The organism is Spinactinospora alkalitolerans (assembly GCF_013408795.1).
Taxonomy (GTDB): Bacteria; Actinomycetota; Actinomycetes; order Streptosporangiales; family Streptosporangiaceae; genus Spinactinospora; species Spinactinospora alkalitolerans.
In genome coordinates this window covers 121,029-144,264 of record NZ_JACCCC010000001.1, presented here as the reverse complement: position 1 = coordinate 144,264, position 23,236 = coordinate 121,029, and the positions used below count along the sequence as shown (strand labels likewise).

Sequence of the window (23,236 nt, the reverse complement as noted above, 5' to 3'; positions counted from 1 at the left end):
CCGCGAGGGGCCTCACATCCCGATGACGTGGCGCAGCGCCGTCCGTTCGGCGACCGTCCAGGCGGCGCTCGTGGCCAGGTAGAGCCCTGCGGCCAACGGGACGAAGGCGGCGAACAGCACCGTCGCGAACGGCAGGTACGACATCACCGACATCCCGGGCGCGGCCGGTCGGTCGGCGACCGCGTTCTGCGCGAGCGCCGGCAGCGTGAGCCAGCGCCGCGACGCCCACGCCACCGCGGCGATCAGGGTCAGTAGCGCGGCGAAGACCCAGGCCCCCGGCCCGCCGACCGCGAGCGCGTCGCCGAGCGTCCAGCCCAGCGGGACCCCGCCGAGCGTGTGCGTCAGCAGCGCGTTGGGGGCTCCGGCGACCTCGGCCGTGACGAACAGGCCGTACAGGACGGCGAACACCGGGGCCTGCGCCAGCATCGGCAGGCATCCGGCGAGCGGCGACGTTCCCTCGTCGGCGTAGAGCTTCGTCATTTCGGTCCTGAGCCGCTCCGGGTTCTTTGCGTGCCGCTTCTGCAACTCCTGGAGCTTCGGGAAGAGCCGCGACCGCGCCTTCTCGCCGCGGACCTGCGCGTAGCTGAGCGGTAGCACGAGGAGGCGGACGATGACGGTCAGGCAGACGACGGCGACGGCCGCGGCCGAGGCGCCGATCAGCGGGGTGAACGCGGCGGTCAGCGCCGCGACGATGGTGTAGGCGATGCCGATCGCGGCCGCGATCGGGGGAAACGTGTACATGCGGAAGAGGCCCCTCGTCTGGTGGGAAGAACGGACGCAGGCGAGGCGGCCGCGCACGGGACGCGCGGAAGAGAGACGCGGGAGGCGGGAGTGCGCGCCGGGTTACGCGGCCACCGGGGCCGCTCCCGGCGCACGCGGCCGGGTCTTGCCCGGCGCGTCGGGATCGCGGGAGACGACGGCGAAACCGCGTCCGGCCCTTCGCCGCATGGCGTTCCGGCGGACCCGGGCATCCCCGTCGGAGAAGGGCGGGGCGACGCATCCGCGCACCGCCATCAGGGCGAGTGCCGCGCCGACGGCGACGAGGGCGAGGAGGGTCAGCGATGCCGACCAGGGTCCCCCGCCGAGCGCTCCGGTGACGTCGAACCCGAGGAGCAGCGCGTGCAGCACCGTCTGGATGAACGCCACGCCCGCTCTCCCTCCCGTCCGAAGACCCGGTGCCCGCCAGCATACGTCAGGCCCGCCACGGACACTGGCCACGGACACTGCTCCGCCGATCTTGACCTTGTAGGCGTTATTTCAACGTTTTCAGGCCCCCACAAGGTCGACCCGGGTTTTGGCCTTGGCCTCTGGGGGTCTTGTGACCTCAGCCGGAGGTGGGATCCGTGGTGACTGGGCGATCCTCTCGCGTGGCCGAAGGCCTATAGACGGAAGTCGCCCACCCGCACGCCATCCCTCCTGCGATCGGGCCTTCACGACCCCCTGGGGTCGAGGTTGAAACCCAAGGTCAAGATCGGCGGGCAGAGGCCGGCGCGGCGGGATCGCGCGCGGCCGCGGCGCCCGTACCGTCACTCGTCGATCAGCCGCAGGGCCGTGGCCGCCGTCGCACCGTAGGCGAGGTGCGGCACGAGGTCGGCCATCCAGTCGCTTCCGCTCCAGGTCCTGGGGTCGGTGATGCCCAGGAGCGTCATGGGCGCGGCGGAGCCGGCCATGGCGAGGAGGGTCAGCGCGCCGGTCTCGACGGCCCAGGGCAGACGTCGGCCCAGCACGGCCCGGTAGCCGGCGGCGACGCCGAGCCCGGTCGCGATCCCGAGCATCGGCCCCAGCCCGGAGCGCCGGTTCTCCGCCTCCTCGCCCTCGCCGAGGCTGACGTCCGCGCGGTCGGCGAGACGGTCCACGCTCTGCTCCGGCGTGCTGCTGGCCGGCCGTCCCCGAACGGCCATGTCCAGGTAGGTGGCCGCGTTGAGAGCGGTGGTCCCCGCGGCTCCGGCGATCAGTCCCCTGATAATCCCGTGAAATGCCATTGCCGCCCACTACCCGGCTCCGCCCCGATCTCACCTCGGCGGCAGCGGCTTCTCCATGGACACGCGGGCGCGGCGGCCGATCCGCCCCGGGACCGCCGATGGACCTGACGGTGGCATCGGGCAGTCTTGCGCCATGACGGACGGCAACGTGCTGAGCCGCAGGGCCCTCGACCGGGCCGTCCTCGGCCGCCGGTTGCTGCTGCGCCGTTCGGAGCTGACGGTGCCGCAGGCCCTGGAACGCCTGGTCGGGCTCCAGGCGCAGACACCGCACACGTGGTATGTGGGGTTGTGGTCCCTGCTGGCCGAGGTCGTCGACGGGCTGCGGCCGCGGCCGGGACGATCCCATCGAACTTCGACCGCTGCGTTCGTGGGATGGGATGGGATGGGACTTCCAAGGCTCGGCCCTGTTGTGCCGCCGGCGCTACGCGCACTGCGACAGCCGGCCCCCTGTGCGAACGCGGTCGTCGGACACCGGTCAGGCGATGCGGCGTGCGCTGTGGAAATGGCGGTCGTAGTAGTCGGACATGGTCACGACATGGATGCTCTTGCCCGAACTCGGGGCGTGCACCATTTTGCCGTCGCCGACGTACATTCCGACGTGGCTGGGGCCGGAATAGAAGAAGACCAGGTCTCCGGGGAGCAGATCGCCGTGTGACACGGCTGTTCCCTCTGTGACCTGGTCGTAGGTCGTGCGACCGATCTTCACCCCGGCCTTGTCGTAGGCCCACTGCGTCAGACCGGAGCAGTCGAAGGCGTCCGGGCCGGTTCCGCCGTAGCGGTAGGGCTTGCCGATCTGGCTTTTGGCGTACTCGGCGGCGCTGGCCGCCGCGCCGCTCGCCTGGTGGGAGCCTCCGGCCGAGAGCTCCGCGGCCGTCGCCGGAGTGCCCGAAACCAGGCCGATACCGGCGATCACCACCATAGCGGATAAGGACACCGCCGCTCGGCACATATGGCCCCTATGGTCTTTGGCGCCACGCCGACCAAAACAGCGAAAAATGGACATGACAATTCCCCCAAAAGCGACTGAATGGCCACATCGGATATTCGTTACCGAACATCTCTGTTCAGCAGAACACACCCGACTACCGATTTTGGTTACCACTTTGTGATCGGCGTGTCGTGCCGAAAATGACCCAACGATCACGCCATCAGCCGAATGGACGGGAAAGAAAATGCGCGCCCGTCACCGGACGCGCACAACATTCAGGACACGAAGAGGGCGAGTCGCCATCAATGCGCAGGGAACGCACGCGACCCGCACGAACCGCTCATGCGGCCGAGTCGGCCAGGCAGGCGGAGATGATCCGGGTCAGCCGCTCGGTCAGGTCGCCGGCGTCGTGCTCGGCGAGCGCGGTGGCCCCCTCCACCCGGCGCAGCAGCCCCATTCCCATCAGCACCGTGACCACCAGTGACGCCCGCACGCGCGCATCGGGGCCATCGAGGTACCGGGTGAGCGGCTCCAGGAGCGCGCTCCTGAGCCGCTCCTCGTAGACCGCCTGCAGATCGGGGTCGCCCGCGGAGCGCTCCAGCGCGCGCTGCAGCGGCGTCGCCCCGCCCTTGGCGCGGCACACCAGGTGCTCGGCCAGGCGGCGCGGCAGCGTGGCCGGCTCGCCCTCGAAGATGCCGGGGAAGACGGCCTCCTCGGCGATGACCTCGGCGAGGAGTCCGCGCTTGGCGCCGAAGTAGCGGTTGATCAGGGCGACGTTGACGCCGGCGTGGGAGGCGATCGTCCGCGACGACACCTGCGCGTAGCCGTCGCTGGTGAAGAGCTCCCGCGCGCTGTCCAGGATGCGCTGCCGCGTCGCCTCGCGATCGCGGACCCGCACCCGGTCGGCGCAGGTCTCGACGGTGTCCGGCCGGTCCATCTGAGGATCCCTCGCTCGTTCTCCACGGGCGTCTCCCGCGTACGACCATCATGCGGCACCCGTGCATCCGAACGGTAACGCCGCGATTTGACAAGTCAACACTGTTTACTTATACCGGAGGAGGGCGTGATTTCCTCCACCCCGTATGCCTGCGACCGGTTTCGCCGGTCAGGTTCGGCATGTCCGCAATGGGGAGATGGGGGTTCGGTGGCAGAGTGGGGGACGGACCGTGGAACGGAGTGCGGCGCTGATGGAGGAAGCGGGGGCGCAGCGGAAGAAGGGGCCTGCGGAGCGGGACGCGCCCGTCCACTACAGCAGGCGCCAGGTCATCCAGGTCCTCATCGGCCTGATGCTGGCCATGCTGACCTCGATGCTCACCACGTCGATCGTGGGAACCGCGCTGCCGACGATCATCGGCGAGCTCGGCGGACAGGACAAGCTCTCGTGGGTGGCCAGCGCGACGCTGCTCACGATGACCGCCTCGACCCCGCTGTGGGGCAAGCTCTCCGACATCTACGGCCGCAAGCTGCTGTTCCAGATCGCGCTGGTCATCTTCATCACCTCCTCGGTCGCGGCCGGCTTCTCCCAGGACATCTACTGGCTCATCGGCGCCCGCTTCTTCCAGGGCATCGGCGCCGGCGGCCTGGCGGCGCTGCCGCAGATCATCCTGGGCGACGTCGTCGAGCCGCGTGAGCGGGGACGCTACTCCGGCTTCCTCGGCGCCGTGTTCGGCGTCTCGACGGTGGCCGGGCCGCTGCTCGGCGGGTTCCTGGTGGACAGCGCGCTGGGCTGGCGCTGGTGCTTCTTCATCACCGTCCCGGTGGCGGTCGTGGCGTTCGTCGTGATCCAGTGGCTGCTGCACGTGCCGACCAGGGATCGCACCGGGACCCGGATCGACTGGTGGGGCGCGACCTGCATCGTGGGGGCGGCCAGCGCCGTCATGCTCGTGCTCAGCCTCGGCGGCAAGGAGTTCGAGTGGAACTCCCTCCCGACCTACCTGTTCGCCGGCGCGGCCCTGCTGCTCGCGGTGCTGGCGGTCGTCGCCGAGCGCCGCGCCCACGACCCGATCATCCCGCCGCGGCTGTTCCGCAACAGCACCTTCAACCTGGCCGGCCTGGCGTCGATGCTGGTCGGCGCGTCGATGTTCGGTGTGATGATCTACTTCCCGCAGTACCTGCAGATCGTCCAGGGCATGAGCCCCACCGCGTCGGGCCTGATGACGCTGCCCATGGTGCTCGGCCTGCTGATCGCGTCGATCTCCTCGGGGTTCCTGGTCAGCCGCACCGGCAAGTGGAAGATCTACCCGATCATCGGCATGCTGCTGGTGACCGCGGGGTTCTCCGTGCTGTCCCTGCTCGACCCGGACTCCAGTCTGGTGCTGGTCGGCGCGGGCGTCGGGCTGATCGGCCTCGGGCTCGGCATGTCCATGCAGATCCTCATCCTGGCCACGCAGAACGCCCTGACCCGCGGCGACATGGCCGCCGCGACGTCGTCGGTGTCGTTCTTCCGCAACCTCGGCGGGGCGATCGGCGTCGCGGCGTTCGGCGCGATCATGACCAACACCCTCACCGGCGAGCTGACCGAGGTCGCCCCGAAGGCGATCGCCGCGGGGAGCTCGCCCGAGGAGCTGGGCACCGCCGCCGCGGGCTCCCCCGACGCCATCCACGCTCTGCCGGGGCCGATCCAGGAACTGGTCCTGACGGCGTTCAGCGACGCGATGCACCAGGTGTTCCTGGTCGGCATCCCGATCGCGCTGCTGGCGTTCGTGGTCGTGCTGTTCTTCAAGCAGATCCCGCTGCGCTCGGGGCGCTGAGCCCCTCCGCGGGGACGGCCGCTCAGACGAAGCGCCGGAAGCCCTCGGCGGAGTTCTCGAACCCCATCGACCGGTAGAAGTCGTGCGCGCCGTGCCGGTTCTCGTGGGAGAGCAGCTCGACCTTGTAGCAGCCGGCGCGGGAGGCGCGGTCCAGGGCGTCGTCCATCAGGGCCCGGCCCACGCCGCGGCGCCGGCAGAGCCCGTCCACCACGACGTTGTCGATGACCGCCCACGGCTGGGCGTCGTGCGTGAGGTTGGCGACCACGATCAGGTCGAGAGTGCCGATGATCTGTCCACGGCGTTCGGCGACCAGCACCGACCGGTCGGGGTCGGTCTCGATGCGGGTCCAGGCCCGGACGGCGGCCGAGGACATGCGGACGGTGGGGCTCTGCGCGGGCGCTGTGTCGCCGAGATCGCGCAGGAGACGCAGGATGGCGCCGAGATCAGACCTGATGGCCGCACGGATAATCATGGCTTTCGGCATCGTAGCCGACAGCCGGTACGGGGTGGACGTTGCCCCTCATTGGGGGGCATAGGAGGCAATGAGGACGCCGGGGGCGGGACCTGTGCGGTCCCGGCCCCCGGCGCTCCTCCCTCGGCATCCTCGTGGTCGTCCGGACCCGGCTACGGGCGGATGATGCGCACGCCCTCGTTGGCCGGCGCGGCGCCCGGCTGCTTCGGAACCTCGTCCTCCGACCTGCGGTAGACGCCCGTGATACCCGGGTCGTTGGCGGGCTGGGCCGGCTGAGCCGACTGAGCCGACTGGGCGGGCTGAGCCGACTGGGCGGGCTGGTCCGACTGGTCCGGGCTCGGACCGGCGTAGCGGAAGCCCTGCGGCCGCGGCGGGTGCTGGCGCACCGGCTGCGACTTGGGGCCGTCCTGGGCCTCGCCCGGGTTGAGCCGGACGGTCGCCTCGTCGGCGGCGGGCTCCTCAGCGGGCTTCGGGGCGAGCTTGGCGGCCGCCTCGCCGTTGTCGGACCCGCCCGCGCCCTTCGGGGCACCGGCGGCCGGACCGCCCGGCTTCGGCTGCTCGGGCTTGGGCTGAGCCGGCTTGGCGGCCGGCTCGGGCCTGGTGGCCGGCTCGGGCTTGGCGGCCACCGGCCTGACCGGCTCGGACTTCGCGGGCTCCGGCTGAGCCGGCTTGGCGGCCGGCTTGGACTGGGCGGGCTTGGCCTCACCCTCCTTGGTCTCGGCGTCGAGCTGCTTGAGCCCGGCCTCCAGCGGCCCCGCGGTCTTCTCCGCCTGGAGGAGTTCGGCGAGCGTCTCGCGCATGTCGGTGAGCCTGCGCAGCGCCTCACCGTGGGTCGCGGTGAGCGTCGCGAGCCTGCGGTCGGCGGTGTCGTTGATCTTCTTGGACCGGCCCTCGGCGTCGGCCAGCTTGCGGTCGGCCTCCTGCGTGGCCTGCGACCGAAGCTGCTCGGCCTCCTGCTTGGCCGAGGTGACGAGCTCCTGGGCCTGCTCGCGCGCGCTGCCCACGACGCGCTCGGCGTGCGCCTCGGCGTCCTTCACCTTGGCCTGCGCCTGCTCCTTGGCCTCGTTGCGGATCCGGTCGACCTCCTGGTCGACCTTTCCGCGCTTGTCCTTGGCCTCTTCCTCGGCGATCCGCAGGATCGTCGACATGCGCTCGCTGATCTGCTCGTGCTCGGGCTTGACCGCGGCCTTCTCCTTGGCCTCGGTGAGTTCCCGGCGCATCTGCTCCAGTTCGTCGTGCGCCCGCGCCAGCCGCTCCTGCAGATCGCGGATCTGGTTGTGGTTGCGCACGACGAAGTCGTCGACCTGGCGTTTGTCGTACCCACCCTTGCGGACGGTGGGGAACGCGTCCTCCCTGAGGAGGTTCGGCAGTATCTCTGTGCTGTGCTCGTTCATGTCCTAATCAACCAGGTTGGATGCGAGTTGGGAGGTTGCCTCAACCCTCTCCCTATCATTCCCGTAACGCCCGTAAAACACGTGTATGACATTCACTTCGGTTTCTTGACCGGGCGCGTGGCTGCGTGACGGAGAGCGGATCGTGCGCGTAGCGTGACGAATCGGCCACTATGGGCGCGTCCACGGTAGTGGTTCGCCCACCACCCCTCAATAGCCCGCACGGGTGGTTGACGGTGGCCGCCCCGCCGTGACCACCAGGATCACGCACCTACTAAGGTATGCGCGATCTCGCACGCGCGCGGGTGGTACACGGCCGGTATACGCCATACCGTTACCGCTCTGCGCCCACCGCCGGAGGAGGCCCGCACATGACCGGTCCCAGAGTGGGTGACGCCGGGTTCGGCGAACCCGCGATCCACCCCGACGCCTGGATCGCCCCCGGAGCCGTCGTGGTGGGCCGGGTGCGCATCGGCGCGCAGAGCAGCGTCTGGTACGGATCGGTGCTGCGCGCCGACACCGAGGACATCGTGGTCGGCGACCTCTGCGACATCCAGGACCAGTGCGGCCTGCACTCCGACCCCGGCGAGCCGGCGCTCCTGGCCGACCGGGTCAGCCTGGGCCACAAGGCCATGGTGCACGGGGCCGTCGTCGAGGAGGGCGCCCTCATCGGCATCGGCGCGATCGTGCTGGGCGGGGCCAGGGTGGGCGCCGGCGCCCTCGTCGCCGCGGGCGCGCTCGTGCCCCCGGGCAAGACCGTGCCGCCGGGGACCCTGTGGGCCGGCGTTCCCGGCAAGGTGATCCGCGAGCTCACCGACGCCGACCGCGCGGGCTTCGCCGACACCCCCGAGAAGTACGCGGCGACCGCCCGGCTGCACCGCGACGTCCGGTGGCGCTGACCGGCCCGGGAGGACCAGTTCGGAAGGACCCTCACCACCCCCTCTTCTCTACTATTACGAAAGGGAATAGGACTACGGATTCGACTGTCCTAGTCCTTCCTGCACCCGGAATGCCGTGAATCCATACCGCCACAGAACTACATCGGCGGATGGCTCGAGAATGGTCCCTCTGGGTCATGCGGCGCCCGGCTACTGCGGCGTAACCTGATGTCGAGGCACGTCAGTGGCTCTTTTCCGGCGGTGCTCGGGGTAGCCGCACCGCCCCGCGAAGGGCGGTTTCTCGATGGGGGTGAGTGCGATGGATTCGAATCTGGATACGCGCCTCCACGACCACGTCGCGCTCGCCGAGATCGAACTTTACTCCGATGTGCTGATCGCCGTCGCCATCGCCGAGGAGCGCCTCAGCATCGAGGAGATCGACCAGGTGCTGGGCGTCCCGCCCCGCCGCCCCAAGGGCTGTGAGACCCCGCCCCCAGGGGGTCGGTAAGGCCCGCCCAAGGACGGGGTGGCGTGCGGGTGGGCGACTCTCTCGCGTGGCCGCCGGGCCCGTGGACGCAAAACCGCCCACCCGCACGCGAAGCAGACCCGCCACCTCCGGTCCGCACCGAAACCACGGTTACGGTCCGGAGCCCAAGCAGACGGCGTGGGCGGCGCGGCGCCGGGGCGATCCCTGTAGGGGCCTACGGCCACGCGAGAGGATCGCCCAGTCACCGCGGATCCCTCCTGGGGCTGGGACTCACACCCCCTTGAGGTCAAGGAAGGCGCCCGCTCTCCCCGGCCACCGCGAAAGATCCCCCGCTAGACGTTCTCCTTCTCCGGCTCCTGGGGCGTGGGCTTCTCGCCCTTGACCGAGCGGAGCAGGAGCTGGGAGACGTCGACGACCTCCAGGCCCTCCTTGGCCTCGCCCTTGGACTTCTTCTCGTTGATCGCGTCGCCGAGCATCACCTGGCAGAACGGGCACGCGGTCGACACGGTGTCGGGGTCGGTGGTCAGCGCCTCGTCCACGCGCTCGGTGTTGATGCGCTTGCCGATGCGCTCCTCCATCCACATCCGCGCGCCGCCGGCGCCGCAGCAGAAGCCCCGCTCCTTGTGGCGGTGCATCTCGACGGTCGTGACGCCGGGCACCTGCGCCATGATGTCGCGCGGCGGGGTGTAGACCTTGTTGTGCCGGCCCAGGAAGCACGGGTCGTGGTAGGTGATGTTCTCGTCGATCGGCTGGACCGGGGTGAGCCTGCCGTCATCCACCAGCTTGGCCAGCAACTGGCTGTGGTGGATGACGTCGTAGTCACCGCCGAGCTGCGGGTACTCGTTGCCGAGCGTGTTGAAGCAGTGCGGGCAGCTCGCCACGATCTTGGTGACGCCGGCGTCGTTGAGCGTCTCCACGTTCTGCTGCGCGAGCATCTGGAAGACGAACTCCATGCCCAGGCGCCGCGCCGGGTCGCCGGTGCAGGCCTCCATCCCGCCGAGCACCGCGAACTTCACGCCGGCCATGTGCAGCAGCTCGGCGATCGCCTTCGTGGTCTTCTTGGCGCGGTCCTCCAGCGCTCCGGCGCAGCCCACCCAGAACAGGTACTCGGTGCCCTCGGGCAGCTTGTCCTCGACGACGGGGACCTCGAAGTCGAGTTCGGAGACCCAGTCGAGGCGCTTGTCCTCGGCCATGCCCCACGGATTGCCCTTGTTCTCCAGGTTCTTCAGCAGCGTGTTCGCCTCGGAGGGGAAGCTCGACTCGATCATGACCTGGTAGCGGCGCATGTCCAGGATGTGGTCGACGTGCTCGATGTCGACCGGGCACTGCTCGACGCAGGCGCCGCAGTTGGTGCACGACCACAGCACGTCGGGGTGGATGACCCCGCCCTCCTCCTCGGTGCCCACGAGGGGCTTGCCCAGCAGGGCGAGGACGTCGGTGCCGGCGTGGCTCTCGTCGCTCTCTTCGGTGAGCCCCTGCATCAGGTAGGGGGCCTTGGCGTATGCGTGGTCGCGCAGGTCCATGACCAGCTTCTTCGGCGACAGCGGCTTGCCGGTGTTCCACGCCGGGCACTGCGACTGGCACCGGCCGCACTCGGTGCAGGTGGTGAAGTCGAGCAGGCCCTTCCAGGTGAACTCCTCGACCTTGCCGACGCCGAAGGGGTCCTCGTCGGGGTCGGCCTCCTCGAAGTCCAGCGGGTCGCCGTCCTTGTTCAGCATCTGCTTGGCCGGGCCGAGCGCGACGGAGCCGTCGGCGTTGCGCTTGAAGTAGATGTTGATCGGCGCGGTGAAGCGGTGCCAGGCGACGCCCATCGTCAGGACCACGCCGATGACGATGAAGAAGACCCACGAGATGATCAGCTTGAAGGCCGCGATGAGGGCCAGGGCGGGCTCGCTGGGCGGCAGGACCGCGCCGAGCGCGTGCGAGATCGGGGTGGTCCATACCGGGAACGGGAACTCGCCCATCGCGACCTTGATGCCGCGGATCGCGAAGATCGAGACCAGCAGGCCGATGATGTAGGCCTCGACGTAGTAGGCCGTCCAGTGCCGGGAGTTGTCGAACTTGGACTTGCGGCCGATCCGCTTGGGCCCCCTGAGCCGGCGGTAGAGCGTCAGCCCGATGATGCCGACGAGGCTCGCGGCGGCGACGACCTCGATGAAGACGCCGTAGATCGGCCAGTCGTAGATGATCGGCAGGTGGAAGTGGGGGTCCCACACCTCGCCGTGCGCCTCGGCCACCGTGAACACCAGGGCCGGGAACGACACCATGATGAACCAGTGGGCGACGCCGATCCAGCGCCATTTGAGCATGCGCGTGTGCCCGAGCGTCTCGATCAGCGTGTTCGTGATTCGCCGGCCGAAGTCCGCCTTCCGAGCGGCTTCCACCGGACGGCCGACGCCCACGGTGCGGACCATCTGGCGGATGCCATAGGCCCACACCACTACCCCGACCACGGCGAAGGCGGTCGTGATGATCCCCAGAACCAGGTAGAGCATCGCCCGCGGCCTCCCATCATGCTGTCGTGATCCGGTGCGCCACACACCGGAGGTCCACTCAATGTTACTAGCGAGTAATACCGAGCGGGTCAACGCGTCACGGCACCCGGCCCTGAACCGACCGGACGGGATGCCTGGTTGTCCGGTCCCAGGTTAGTGAAGTGCGCCCCCACCGAGTTCACACGGGTCCGCACGAGCGCGCACGACCGGTCGTCTCCCGGATCCCTCCCCTGATCCGCCCCTTGGTCCGGCCCCCGGTTCCGCCCCTGAGCCGGATCGGGATCTCCCCTTGGATGTCCCGGGGTTCTGCGATCGGGCGCGCGAAGAGCGTCCCGATCGGCGACGATCGGGAACAACCTCCGCGTCTCCCGCGTTGACCCCGTATGCGGGCACCCTTGAGTCCACCTGGCTCAAGTGATTTGACAGCAGACGAAACCTGAAGCAATACTGCGCCTGTAAGACTCAACCTTGACGGAGGACGTACTCATGGCACGTGCGGTCGGCATCGACCTGGGGACGACCAACTCGGTCGTCTCGGTCCTGGAGGGCGGCGAGCCCACGGTCATCGCCAACGCCGAAGGCGCCCGGACCACCCCGTCCGTCGTGGCCTTCGCGAAGAACGGTGAAGTGCTCGTCGGCGAGGTGGCCAAGCGCCAGGCGGTCACCAACGTCGACCGGACCATCCGGTCGGTCAAACGCCACATCGGCACGGACTGGTCCACCGAGATCGACGACAAGACCTTCACCCCGCAGCAGATCAGCGCGTTCGTGCTGCAGAAGCTGAAGAGGGACGCCGAGGCCTACCTCGGCGAAGAGGTGACCGACGCGGTCATCACCGTCCCGGCCTACTTCAGCGACTCCGAGCGCCAGGCGACCAAGGAAGCGGGCACGATCGCCGGGCTCAACGTCCTGCGCATCATCAACGAGCCCACCTCCGCCGCGCTCGCCTACCACCTGGAGAAGGAGGACGAGGCCACCATCCTCGTCTTCGACCTCGGTGGCGGCACCTTCGACGTCTCCCTGCTGGAGGTCGGCGACGGCGTGGTCGAGGTCAAGGCCACCCACGGCGACAACCACCTCGGCGGTGACGACTGGGACCAGGCGGTCGTCGACTGGCTGGTCGAGCGGTTCAAGAACAGCAACGGCGTCGACCTGTCCAAGGACAAGATGGCGCTGCAGCGGCTGCGCGAGGCGGCGGAGAAGGCCAAGATCGAGCTCTCCAGCTCCAGCGAGTCCGCGATCAACCTGCCCTACATCACGGCTTCGGCCGAGGGCCCCCTGCACATGGACGAGAAGCTCACGCGCGCGGAGTTCCAGCGGCTGACCTCCGACCTCCTTGAGCGCACCAAGGCTCCGTTCCAGCAGGTCATCCGGGACGCCAGCATCGACGTCAACAAGATCGACCACGTGGTCCTGGTCGGCGGCTCCACCCGCATGCCGGCCGTCGTCGAGCTGGTCAAGGAGCTGACCGGCGGCAAGGACCCGAACAAGGGCGTCAACCCCGACGAGGTCGTCGCGATCGGCGCCGCCCTGCAGGCCGGTGTGCTCAAGGGCGAGGTCAAGGACGTCCTGCTGCTCGACGTGACCCCGCTGTCGCTGGGCATCGAGACCAAGGGCGGCGTGTTCACCAAGCTCATCGAGCGCAACACGACGATCCCGACCAAGCGCTCGGAGATCTTCACCACCGCCGACGACAACCAGCCCTCGGTGCAGATCCAGGTCTACCAGGGCGAGCGCGAGATCGCCCAGTACAACAAGAAGCTGGGCGTCTTCGACCTGACCGGCCTGCCCCCGGCGCCGCGCGGCGTCCCGCAGGTCGAGGTCACCTTCGACATCGACGCCAACGGCATCGTGAACGTCACCGCGAAGGACCTCGGCACGGGCAAGGAGCAGTCGGTGACCATCTCCGGCGGGTCCTCCCTGCCGAAGGAGGACATCGACAAGATGGTCCGCGACGCCGAGCAGTACGCCGAGGAGGACCGCAAGCGCCGCGAGGAGGCCGAGGTCCGCAACAACGCCGAGTCCCTCGTCTACCAGACCGAGAAGGTCATCAAGGACAACGAGGACAAGGTCCCGGCCGAGGTGAAGACCGAGACCGAGGACGCCGTCGCCGAGCTGAAGAAGGCGCTGGAGGGCTCCGACATCGAGGCCATCCGGTCGGCGAGCGAGAAGGTCGCGCTGGCCAGCCAGAAGATCGGCTCCGCCATCTACGGCCAGCAGGGCCAGCAGACCGCCGACGCGCCCACCGGCGCCGAGGGGGCGGCCGGCGGCGCCCAGGCCGACGCGGACAACGACGTCGTTGACGCTGAGATCGTCGACGAGGACAACGGCAAGCGCGAAGGCAACGCCTGAGTCCGAGACGGTGAGGGAGGAGGCGTAGCCAATGGCGTCGCCGGAGAACGAGAACGGCGAGGAACGGCAGGGGCCGGTGATCCGCGACAAGCGGCGCATCGATCCCGAGACCGGCGAGCTGCGCACCCCGGAGGGGGCCGCCGAGCCCGCTCCGGGCTCCGAGGCCGATGCGGTCGAGCCCGAGGAGGCCGAGGAGACCGAGGTCACGGTCGTCGATGACGCCGAACTCGCGCTGCTGCGCGAGCAGCTCAACGACCGCACCAACGACCTCAAGCGGCTGCAGGCGGAGTACGCCAACTACCGCAAGCGCGTGGACCGGGACCGGACCGCCGTCCGGGAGCAGGCGCTGGCCCAGGTGATGGGCGAGCTGCTGCCGGTGCTGGACGACATCGGCCGGGCCCGCGAGCACGACGAGCTGGCCGGCGGGTTCAAGTCGGTCGGCGAGTCGCTGGAGTCGCTGGTCGCCAAGTTGGGGTTGAAGAAGTACGCGGAGAAGGGCGACGAGTTCGACCCCAACGTGCACGAGGCCCTGACGATGGTCCCCTCGCCCGAGGTGAGCGTCCCGACCGTCATCGAGGTGTTCCAGCCCGGATACCTCGTCGGCGAGCGGGTGCTCCGCCCGGCCCGCGTGGTCGTGGCCGGCCCGGACGAGGAGGAGGGCGCCGCCGCCGGCGAGGCGGCCGAGCCCGAGGCGGCGGCCGGGGCCGGTCCCGGCCCGGTCGAGGGCGCCGCCGAGGACGGAGCAGACGGCGAACAGCAGAGGTAGCAGCGGAGCGCGCCCCGGGGCAGGCCCCCGGGGCGCGCTCGGATCCGGGCGCGGGGATTCGCGCGCGGCCCCGGCCCACCGACAACCGAGGACGAAGCGGGAGAAGGCAAGCGTCGATGAGCACCAAGGACTACCTGGAGAAGGACTACTACAAGGTCCTCGGAGTCTCAAAGACGGCCACGAAGGACGAGATCAAGCAGTCCTACCGCAAGCTCGCGCGCAAGTACCATCCCGACGCCAACACCGGTGACAGCGCCGCCGAGGACCGGTTCAAGGAGATCTCCGAGGCCTACAACGTCCTGTCGGACGAGAAGCGCCGCAAGGAGTACGACGACGCGCGCTCGCTGTTCGGCGGCTCCTACCGGCCGGGCGGAGGCACCGGGGCGGGCGACTTCAACCTCGGCGACCTGTTCGGCCAGGGCACCGGCACCGCCGGCGGGGGCGGCGAGCGGCTCAGCGACCTGTTCGGCGGGCTGTTCGGCGGCCGCGGCGGGCGCGCGAGCACGCAGGCCCGGCGCGGCGCCGACGTGGAGACCGAGACCAAGCTGACCTTCACCGAGGCCGCCAAGGGCGTCACCCGGTCGTTCCAGCTCACCAGCGAGTCCGCCTGCCCGACCTGCCAGGGCACCGGCGCCAAGGTCGGGACGACGCCGCGGGTGTGCCCGAAGTGCTCGGGCACCGGCCACGAGAACAAGAACCTGGGCGGCTTCTCGCTGTCCGAGCCGTGCAGCGAGTGCAAGGGCCGCGGCCTCGTCGTCGACGACCCGTGCGCCACCTGCCACGGCAGCGGGCGCGGCAAGAGCACCCGCACGATCCAGGCCCGAATCCCCGCGGGCGTCACCGACGGCCAGAGGATCAGGATCAAGGGCAAGGGAGCGCCGGGCGAGCGGGGCGGGCCGGCCGGAGACCTCTTCGTGGTGGTGCACGTGCAGCAGCACCAGTTGTTCGGCAAGACCGGCGACAACCTGACGATCACCGTCCCGGTGACCTTCCCCGAGGCGACGCTGGGCGCCGATGTCCGGGTGCCCACGCTCAACGGCCTCCCGGTCACCGTCAAGATCCCCCCGGGCACCCCGAACGGCCGCACGTTCCGGGTCAGGGGCAAGGGGACCCAGCGGCGCGACGGCACAGCGGGCGACCTGCTGGTCACCGTCGAGGTCGCGGTGCCGCAGAACCTCAACGGCGCGGCCAGGGAGGCACTGGAGAACTTCCGCGCCGCGACAGCCGACCAGGATCCGCGCAGCGATCTGGAAGCACGCGCTAAGGGGGCGTGACAACCATGAACCACCCCGCCTTCGGAGACGACACCCCGGTCTACGTCATCTCGGTGGCCGCGGAGCTGTCCGGGCTGCACCCGCAGACCCTGCGGCAGTACGACCGGCTCGGCCTGGTGTCCCCCGGCCGTGCGGCGGGGCGGGGCAGGCGCTACTCCATGCGCGACATCCAGCAGCTCCGCGAGGTGCAGCGGCTGTCCCAGGAGAACGGCATCAACCTCGCGGGGATCAAGCGCATCCTGGAACTCGAACGCGAGGTGGCCGAGCTGCGCGAACACCTCTTCCACCTGCGCAACGAACTCGACGCGGCGCGCACCGCGGTCACCCGGCGCACCTCGGGGCGCTCCGGCGGCGGCGAACTGCTCCCGGTGCGGCGCACCCGCGTCACGATCTTCAACACGACACCTCCCCATCCGCCGGAGCAGTAGCACCGGTCCCGACCTCACGGGCCGCGTTCCCGCCGGTTCGCGGCCGGCGAGGCCGTGCGGAAGGGGAGGCGACGACTCGGTCAGAGGGGGCGGCGAGGCATGGACTACAAACTCACCAAGAAGAGCCAGGAGGCGCTGTCGGTCGCGCTCCGGCGCGCGACCACCGACGGCAGCCCGCAGGTCGAGCCGGTCCACCTGCTGGCCGCCCTCGTCAACCAGGGCGAGGGGATCATCCGGCCCCTGCTCAAGGAGGTCGGGGTCAATCCCGACGAACTGAACCGTCAGATCGAGGAGGCCATCGCGGGCCTGCCCAAGGCCGCCGGCGCCACGGTGAGCGCTCCGGCCAGCTCACGGCAGTTGATCATCTCGCTGAACACCGCGGCGCAGCGCGCCAAGCAGATGGAGGACGAGTTCGTCTCGACCGAGCACCTGCTGGTCGGGCTGGCCGCCGACGGCGGCGGGGCCGCCGAGCTGCTGAAGGGCGCCGGGGCCGCGCCCGAGGCGCTGCTGGAGGCGTTCGAGCGGGTGCGCGGGCACGGCAGGGTCACCTCGGAGAACCCGGAGGAGACGTTCCAGGCGCTGGAGAAGTACGGCGTCGACCTGACCGAGCAGGCCCGCTCCGGCGCGCTCGACCCGGTCATCGGCCGCGACTCCGAGATCCGCAGGGTCGTGCAGGTGCTGTCGCGGCGGACCAAGAACAACCCGGTGCTCATCGGCGAGCCCGGCGTCGGCAAGACGGCGGTGGTCGAGGGCCTGGCGCAGCGCATCGTGGCCGGTGACGTGCCCGAGTCGCTGCGCGGCAAGCGGCTCGTCTCGCTGGACCTGTCGGCGATGGTGGCCGGCGCGAAATACCGGGGCGAGTTCGAGGAGCGCCTCAAGGCCGTCCTGACCGAGATCAAGGAGAGCGACGGCCAGGTCGTCACGTTCATCGACGAACTGCACACGATGGTCGGCGCCGGCGCGGCCGAGGGCGCCATGGACGCGGGCAACATGCTCAAGCCGATGCTGGCCCGCGGCGAGCTGCGCATGGTCGGCGCGACGACGCTGGACGAGTACCGCGAGCGCATCGAGAAGGACGCCGCGCTGGAGCGGCGGTTCCAGCAGGTCATGGTGGACGAGCCGTCGGCGGCCGACACGATCGCGATCCTGCGCGGGCTGAAGGGGCGCTACGAGGCCCACCACAAGGTGCAGATCGCCGACTCCGCCCTGGTCGCGGCCGCGACGCTGTCCGACCGCTACATCACCGCGCGGTTCCTGCCCGACAAGGCCATCGACCTGATCGACGAGGCCGCGTCCCGGCTGCGGATGGAGATCGACTCCCGGCCCGTGGAGATCGACGAGCTCCAGCGCGCCGTCGACCGGCTGAAGATGGAGGAGATGGCGCTCGACAAGGAGTCCGACCCCGCCAGCCGGCAGCGCCTGGAGCGGCTGCGCGCCGACCTCGCCGACCGGCAGGAGCAGCTCAACGGGCTGGTCGCCCGCTGGGAGCAGGAGAAGGCCGGGCTGAACAGGGTCGGCGAGCTCAAGGAGCGCCTGGACGACCTGCGCGGCCAGGCCGAGCGCGCCCAGCGCGACGGCGACTTCGAGGCCGCGTCCCGGCTGATGTACGGCGAGATCCCGCAGCTCGAGAAGCAGGTGGAGGAGGCGTCCTCGGCCGAGGAGGAGGCCGAGGCCGAGGCCACCATGGTCAAGGACGAGGTCGGCGCGGACGACGTCGCCGACGTCGTGTCGTCGTGGACCGGCATCCCGGTGGGCCGCCTCATGGAGGGCGAGACCACCAAGCTGCTGCGCATGGAGGACGAGCTCGGCAGGCGGCTGATCGGGCAGGGCAAGGCCGTGCGCGCGGTCTCCGACGCGGTGCGCCGCGCCCGCGCCGGCATCTCCGACCCGGACCGGCCCACGGGGTCGTTCCTGTTCCTCGGCCCCACGGGCGTCGGCAAGACCGAGCTGGCCAAGGCGCTGGCGGAGTTCCTGTTCGACGACGAGCGGGCGATCGTGCGCATCGACATGAGCGAGTACTCCGAGAAGCACTCCGTGTCCCGCCTGGTCGGAGCGCCCCCCGGCTACGTCGGCTATGAGGAGGGCGGTCAGCTCACCGAGGCGGTGCGCCGCCGCCCCTACACCGTCGTGCTGCTGGACGAGGTGGAGAAGGCGCACATCGAGGTCTTCGACACCCTGCTGCAGGTGCTCGACGACGGCCGCCTCACCGACGGCCAGGGCCGGCAGGTGGACTTCCGCAACACGCTGCTGATCCTCACCTCCAACCTGGGCTCGCAGTTCCTGGTGGACCCGGCGCTGGAGGAGAAGGGCCGGCAGGACAAGGTTATGACGGTGGTGCGCAACACGTTCAAGCCGGAGTTCCTGAACCGGCTGGACGACGTGATCATGTTCGACGCGCTGTCCACGACCGAACTGACCCGGATCGTCGACCTGCAGATCGACCGGCTGGGCCGGCGCCTGGCCGACCGCAGGCTGCATCTGGACGTCACCCCGGCCGCCCGCGAGTGGCTCGCGCTCACCGGCTACGACCCGGTCTACGGCGCCCGCCCGCTGCGCCGCCTGGTGCAGGCCTCCATCGGCGACCCGCTCGCCAAGGCGCTGCTCGCGGGCGACCTCAAGGAGGGCGACACGGTCGTCGTCGACCTCGACGAGACCAAGGACGCCCTGAGCGTCACCCCCGCCACCGTCCCGACCCCCACCTGACCGTCCGGGGTGCGGCCGCACCCCGGACGCGGTACGGCGGTCAGCGGGCCGCTGATTGGATGAGGTCGGCGGCCCGCACCACGCCTTCGCGTTCGCGGATCGCGGCGCCGATCTCGTCCAGGTGGCGGCGGAGTCCGACGTTGCCGAGCAGGCTCTCCACGCCGGCGCGCAGCTCGTCGGGCCGGAAGCCGTAGGCGTCCATGCGCAGCCCGAACCCCAGCTCCTGGACGCGCTGGGCGTTGTCGTACTGGTCCCAGAACAGCGGCAGGACGATCATCGGCTTGCCGAAGTGGAAGGACTCGGTGACGGTGTTGTTGCCGCCGTGCGTGATCACCAGGTCCACCAGCGGCAGGATCTCGGTCTGGGACAGGAACTCCTCGCCCCACATGTTCGGGGGCAGCTCGATCTCGTCGTGGCGGGGGCCCTTGGAGACGATGTAGCGGTGGCTGGTCCCGCCGAGGACGTCGATCACCCTGCGCATCAGGTCGACGTCGGCCGAGCCCAGCGAGCCGAGGCTGAAGTAGATCAGCGACCCCTCGCCCTTGGCGATGTGGTCCGGCAGCTCCGCGGGTCCGCCGGTGCGGCGCACCGAGGAGTCCAGCCGGTGCCAGCCGTCGCCGAGCGGGCGGCGGTCGGTGTAGTCGGCCACTTCGGGATAGAGGTAGAGGTTGAGGTCGCCCTCGGGCATGAACCGCATGTGCGGCAGCGCGGGTGCGCCCTGCTCCTGGACGTAGGCGTTGAAGTCGGCCCACATCGCCCCGTGGGTGCGTTCGAACTCGGCGTGGAACGCGGTGGCGGCGCGGCGCTCCCCCGTGGCCAGGCCCGAGAAGGGCGGCGGCACGTCAGGGCCGGGCATCTCCAGCGGGTTGCAGGAGAGCATGCGCACGAACGGCGCGTCCGCGGTGGCCAGGGCCGGGAACAGCACCACGTTGTCCTCGACGACCACGTCGGGGCGCACCTCGGCGATGATCCGCCTGAGCTGCGGCTCCGCGTAGCGGACCCCGGAGATCAGCTCCTCGTAGATGGGCTTGACCACCGTCTCCAACTGCTCCGACGTGGTCTTGCGGAACTGCGGGGAGATCTCGGCGATGTAGTCCTTCCAGAACTGCCCCGCGTCCTGCTCGGCGCCGCCCTCCTCCGGCGGTGGCGCGAGGTCGACGAGGGCCTCTTCGAAGCCCAGTGGCGCCAGCCGCCCCTTCCACGACGCCTCCGCGGCGAAGACCACGCGGTGCCCGCGCCGGCGCAGGACGTCGCCGATCCCGATGCAGTTGTTGGTCGGACCGTAGGCGCTTTCGGGCATGAACAGCACCGTCAGTTCCCGATCTGCCATCAGCCAGAGCACCACCTGTCGCTTTTGATACCGGATAGCCGTTTAGCACCCTATGGGACCTATCGGGCGATTCCACTGGGCGCACGGGAGCCATACCCCTATGTGAGTACCAGTTTTAATTCTTCGGCAACAGTGCCTTCGGCGGAAGAATTTGACGGTCGTTGACCCCCAAAGCGCCTGATTCCGTTGAATAGCAGGTCAGATGGATTTCTTACGTGCAATTGCCCACATGGGATACACCACTCTGTCCTCCGGGACCGGAACCGGCCGTGCCTCCCGCCCCTCACCCGACCCGGCCGATCCGCTCGATCTCGTCCGCCGCGAGGTCCAGCCCGTTGCGCTCCCTGATCTCCGCGCCGATCTCGCGCAGGTGCTGGCGCATCCAGGCGTTGCCGAGGAGGCGCTCCATCGCCTCGTGCAGCTCGCGGAAGGTGACCCGGTAGGTGTCCAGCCGCGCGCCGAACCCGAGCTCCTGGATGCGCTGGGCGTTGTCGTACTGGTCCCAGAACAGCGGCAGCACCACCATGGGCTTGCCGAAGTGGAAGGACTCGGTGACGGTGTTGTTGCCGCCGTGCGTGATCACCAGGTCCACCAGCGGCAGGATCGTGGTCTGCGGCAGGAACTCCTCGCCCCACATGTTGGCGGGCAGCCGCAGCTCCTCGTGCCGGGGCCCCATGGAGACGATGTAGCGGTGCACGGTGTGCTCCAGCATGTCGATGAGCCGCTGCATGAGCTCCACGTCGGCCGAGCCCAGCGAGCCGAGGCTGAAGTAGATCAGCGACCCCTCGCCCCGCGCGATCTTGTCGGGCACCTCGAAGGGCTCGTCGGTGCGCCGGACCGAGGACTCCAGGCGGACCCAGTTGGGGTTCATCTCCCTGCGGTCCACGTAGTCGGCGACCTCGGGGTAGAGGTAGAGGTTGACGTCGGCCTCGGGCATGAAGCGCAGATAGGGCAGCGGCCCGGCGCCCTGCGTCTGCACCCACTGGTTGAACCGGCTCCACAGCCTGCGGTGGGTCCGCTCGAACTCCACCCGGAAGCGCCGCCACTGGGTGCGGTCGTTGGAGGGGTAGCCGGAGAAGATCGGCGGCACGTCGATGCCGGGGACCTCCAGCGGATTGCACGAGGCGATCCGCACCAGCGGCACGCCCGCGGTGGCCAGGGCCGGGAACAGCACCACGTTGTCCTCGACGATCACGTCGGGGCGCACCTCGGCGATGATCCGCCTGAGCCGGGGCTCGGCGTAGCGCGCGCCCTCGGTGAGCGTGGCGTAGATGTCGGCGGTGACGGTGGTGAGCTGGTCGAACGTCGGCCTGCGGAACTCGGGGGAGGTTTCGGCGATGTAGTCCTTCCAGAACTGCCCCGGCTCCTCCTGCCGCCCGTCGGCGGGCGGCGGGGCGAGGTCGACGAGCTCCTCCTCGAAGCCCAGCGCCGCCAGCCGCCCCTTCCACGACGCCTCCGCGGCGAAGACCACGCGGTGCCCGCGGCAGCGCAGGGCGTCGCCGATCCCGATGCAGTTGTTCGTCGGTCCGTAGGCGCTCTCCGGTAGGAACAGCACCGTCAGCCTCTGCCCGTCCATGAAAACGGCCTCCGCACCGAGAATCGCGCCTGATCGATGCGTCGATTCAAGTCGGTTGCGGATCATTACGTCAACACGGGGACCGGCGTCCCAATTCGTGACCATTCAGGTGATTTGGTGTCTTGGCACCGTTTTATCCGCGCTCCCGATTTCCGAATCGGCGCGCGCATCCCTGGCATCCCTGGAATCCTTGAGATTCCTGAGATCCCAGGACCCCTGAGATCCTCATCGGTCGCGGATGACGACCGTGTCGGCGAGGCGGTCCCCCAACCGCTGGTGCCGCGCGCTCAGCAGCATGCTCAGCAGCCCGATGAGCGGCAGATCCACCGGCAGCACCAGCCACCGCACCAGCAGCGCGCCGCGCGTCACCGGCATGCCGTCCGCGGAGACCACGCGGATGCCCGTCATCCGCATGCCCGTGGTCTGGCCGCGGCGCGAGATCGGCCGCGCCACCCAGTACCAGGCGTGGGCCGTGATGGCGAGCAGCAGCACGAGCAGGGAGACCGCGGCGAACAGCCCTTCGCCGGCGCCTCCGGCGCCCAGTGGTGCGACGAGGAAGAGCGACAGGCTGAGCAGCGGCAGCAGGGACGACAGGACGGCGTCGAGGAGCCCCTGCGCCACCCGCCGGCCCACCACCGCGGTGCTCCAGCGGGACGGCGCGCGCAACTGGTGGGCGGAGGACGCCCCGGGCCGCGCCATCGGTCCTCCTCACGACTCCTCGGTCGACCGGTGCCCGCCGAATCCGGATACCCGCGTTCTGCCATCCGGAAGCCGACGAACGCGAGAAGATCACGTTACAGATCGGGCGCGGTCCCGGTCGTTCGCGCCGGGTCCCGGCGGGTTCATGACAATCTCGGCGATGCCGGGCGGCCAAACGTCGGTATTGGAGGCGCACGCATGCGGTTCGGGCACGCTCTGGGCCGAGACGACGACGCTCCGCGCCGGCACCACGACGAGTTCACCGGCGTGGTGCTGCGCGCGATCACATTCCAGTTGGGGCACCGCCTCTTCACCCTCGCGCGCGAGGGCGCCCTCGGCGAGGGCCTGCGCGGCGCCTGGCAGCGGGCGGCCCTCGACCTCCCCGAGGAGGAGCGGCTGCCGCCCGTCGGGCTGTCCGTGCTGCACACCGAGCGCGGCTCGCTGGAGGCGGTGGTCGTGGTGCTGCCCCAGCCGATGCGCGCGGGCGAGGCCTACCTGGTGTGCGGAACGCGCGTGACCGACCCGTTCCTCGGCCCCTCCGACCCCGACTTCTTCCTGCTGGAGGCCGACCGCACGATCCGCGGCCCGCGCACCCACCGGCGCACCCGGCTGGCGCGCTGGACCCGCGACGGCCGCCGGTTCGATCTGGGCGAGGGCCCTCTCCCCGAGGTCAGCGCGCTGCTCGACGCCATCGCCCGGATCATGGCCATCGGGTCCTGAACCGG

General features: G+C 70.0%; 20 protein-coding genes. 9 read left to right on the top strand and 11 right to left on the bottom strand.

The genetic code is table 11. From position 1 onward, the window contains the following. Nucleotides 1-12: 12 nt before the first annotated feature. The 5 genes from HDA32_RS00765 to HDA32_RS00745 all read right to left on the bottom strand — a co-directional run bounded on the left by HDA32_RS00765 (nucleotide 13) and on the right by HDA32_RS00745 (nucleotide 3,847). Entirely contained in the window at nucleotides 13-741 is a 729-nt protein-coding gene (locus HDA32_RS00765) for a YidC/Oxa1 family membrane protein insertase (RefSeq protein ID WP_179641335.1), read from the bottom strand. Nucleotides 742-843: 102 nt separating this feature from the next. After that, nucleotides 844-1,146, bottom strand: coding sequence for a DUF6412 domain-containing protein (locus HDA32_RS00760; RefSeq protein ID WP_179641334.1), 303 nt, complete (start codon nucleotides 1,144-1,146; stop codon nucleotides 844-846). Nucleotides 1,147-1,526: 380 nt separating this feature from the next. Next, a complete protein-coding gene (locus HDA32_RS00755) occupies nucleotides 1,527-1,982 on the bottom strand; it encodes a hypothetical protein (RefSeq protein WP_179641333.1) in 456 nt (151 codons plus the stop codon). Between the two features lie 475 nt (nucleotides 1,983-2,457). Then, the gene (locus HDA32_RS00750) at nucleotides 2,458-2,901 is read right to left on the bottom strand and encodes a C40 family peptidase (RefSeq protein WP_246334178.1); all 444 of its coding nucleotides are present in this window, start codon (nucleotides 2,899-2,901) and stop codon (nucleotides 2,458-2,460) included. Nucleotides 2,902-3,250: 349 nt separating this feature from the next. Beyond that, entirely contained in the window at nucleotides 3,251-3,847 is a 597-nt protein-coding gene (locus HDA32_RS00745; protein ID WP_179641332.1) for a TetR/AcrR family transcriptional regulator, read from the bottom strand. Nucleotides 3,848-4,097: 250 nt separating this feature from the next. Here HDA32_RS00745 and HDA32_RS00740 point away from each other — a divergent pair, with 250 nt between their 5' ends. Continuing rightward, entirely contained in the window at nucleotides 4,098-5,660 is a 1,563-nt protein-coding gene (locus HDA32_RS00740; protein WP_179646373.1) for an MDR family MFS transporter, read from the top strand. A gap of 22 nt (nucleotides 5,661-5,682) precedes the next feature. Here HDA32_RS00740 and HDA32_RS00735 read toward each other — a convergent pair whose 3' ends face one another. Together HDA32_RS00735 and HDA32_RS00730 are read right to left on the bottom strand one after the other, a co-directional pair. Continuing rightward, nucleotides 5,683-6,132: a GNAT family N-acetyltransferase gene (locus tag HDA32_RS00735; RefSeq protein ID WP_179641331.1), complete on the bottom strand. Its 450-nt coding sequence runs from the start codon at nucleotides 6,130-6,132 to the stop codon at nucleotides 5,683-5,685. A gap of 152 nt (nucleotides 6,133-6,284) precedes the next feature. Then, the gene (locus tag HDA32_RS00730) at nucleotides 6,285-7,526 is read right to left on the bottom strand and encodes a hypothetical protein (protein WP_179641330.1); all 1,242 of its coding nucleotides are present in this window, start codon (nucleotides 7,524-7,526) and stop codon (nucleotides 6,285-6,287) included. Between the two features lie 368 nt (nucleotides 7,527-7,894). On the opposite strand from HDA32_RS00730, the gene HDA32_RS00725 reads away from it, so the two are divergent. After that, nucleotides 7,895-8,422, top strand: a complete 528-nt coding sequence (locus HDA32_RS00725; RefSeq protein ID WP_179641329.1) for a gamma carbonic anhydrase family protein — start codon at nucleotides 7,895-7,897, stop codon at nucleotides 8,420-8,422. Between the two features lie 298 nt (nucleotides 8,423-8,720). Further along, the gene (locus HDA32_RS00720; protein ID WP_179641328.1) at nucleotides 8,721-8,909 is read left to right on the top strand and encodes a hypothetical protein; all 189 of its coding nucleotides are present in this window, start codon (nucleotides 8,721-8,723) and stop codon (nucleotides 8,907-8,909) included. Between the two features lie 311 nt (nucleotides 8,910-9,220). On the opposite strand, the gene HDA32_RS00715 is transcribed toward HDA32_RS00720, so the two are convergent. After that, nucleotides 9,221-11,383: a (Fe-S)-binding protein gene (locus HDA32_RS00715; RefSeq protein ID WP_179641327.1), complete on the bottom strand. Its 2,163-nt coding sequence runs from the start codon at nucleotides 11,381-11,383 to the stop codon at nucleotides 9,221-9,223. Nucleotides 11,384-11,869: 486 nt separating this feature from the next. Between HDA32_RS00715 and dnaK the strand changes: the two genes are divergently transcribed. From dnaK to clpB, 5 genes are all read left to right on the top strand, one after another. Next, nucleotides 11,870-13,735, top strand: a complete 1,866-nt coding sequence (gene dnaK, locus HDA32_RS00710; RefSeq protein ID WP_179641326.1) for a molecular chaperone DnaK — start codon at nucleotides 11,870-11,872, stop codon at nucleotides 13,733-13,735. 31 nt (nucleotides 13,736-13,766) lie between these two features. After that, complete coding sequence (gene grpE, locus HDA32_RS00705; protein WP_179641325.1) at nucleotides 13,767-14,501, top strand: nucleotide exchange factor GrpE; 735 nt, start codon at nucleotides 13,767-13,769, stop codon at nucleotides 14,499-14,501. Nucleotides 14,502-14,617: 116 nt separating this feature from the next. After that, complete coding sequence (gene dnaJ / locus HDA32_RS00700) at nucleotides 14,618-15,775, top strand: molecular chaperone DnaJ (RefSeq protein ID WP_179641324.1); 1,158 nt, start codon at nucleotides 14,618-14,620, stop codon at nucleotides 15,773-15,775. A gap of 5 nt (nucleotides 15,776-15,780) precedes the next feature. Then, nucleotides 15,781-16,203 (top strand): heat shock protein transcriptional repressor HspR, encoded by a 423-nt coding sequence (locus HDA32_RS00695; protein WP_179641323.1) that lies wholly within the window; start codon nucleotides 15,781-15,783, stop codon nucleotides 16,201-16,203. 99 nt (nucleotides 16,204-16,302) lie between these two features. Then, complete coding sequence (gene clpB, locus HDA32_RS00690; protein ID WP_179641322.1) at nucleotides 16,303-18,906, top strand: ATP-dependent chaperone ClpB; 2,604 nt, start codon at nucleotides 16,303-16,305, stop codon at nucleotides 18,904-18,906. 40 nt (nucleotides 18,907-18,946) lie between these two features. Here clpB and HDA32_RS00685 read toward each other — a convergent pair whose 3' ends face one another. The 3 genes from HDA32_RS00685 to HDA32_RS00675 form a co-directional block, all read right to left on the bottom strand. Then, on the bottom strand, nucleotides 18,947-20,236 hold the full coding sequence (locus HDA32_RS00685) for a glycosyltransferase (protein ID WP_179641321.1): 1,290 nt from the start codon (nucleotides 20,234-20,236) through the stop codon (nucleotides 18,947-18,949). Between the two features lie 283 nt (nucleotides 20,237-20,519). Next, on the bottom strand, nucleotides 20,520-21,812 hold the full coding sequence (locus HDA32_RS00680; RefSeq protein ID WP_179641320.1) for a glycosyltransferase: 1,293 nt from the start codon (nucleotides 21,810-21,812) through the stop codon (nucleotides 20,520-20,522). Nucleotides 21,813-22,037: 225 nt separating this feature from the next. Next, nucleotides 22,038-22,511 (bottom strand): RDD family protein, encoded by a 474-nt coding sequence (locus HDA32_RS00675; RefSeq protein ID WP_179641319.1) that lies wholly within the window; start codon nucleotides 22,509-22,511, stop codon nucleotides 22,038-22,040. A 198-nt stretch (nucleotides 22,512-22,709) separates the two neighbouring features. On the opposite strand from HDA32_RS00675, the gene HDA32_RS00670 reads away from it, so the two are divergent. Continuing rightward, nucleotides 22,710-23,231, top strand: a complete 522-nt coding sequence (locus HDA32_RS00670) for a hypothetical protein (protein WP_179641318.1) — start codon at nucleotides 22,710-22,712, stop codon at nucleotides 23,229-23,231. Nucleotides 23,232-23,236: the final 5 nt, after the last annotated feature.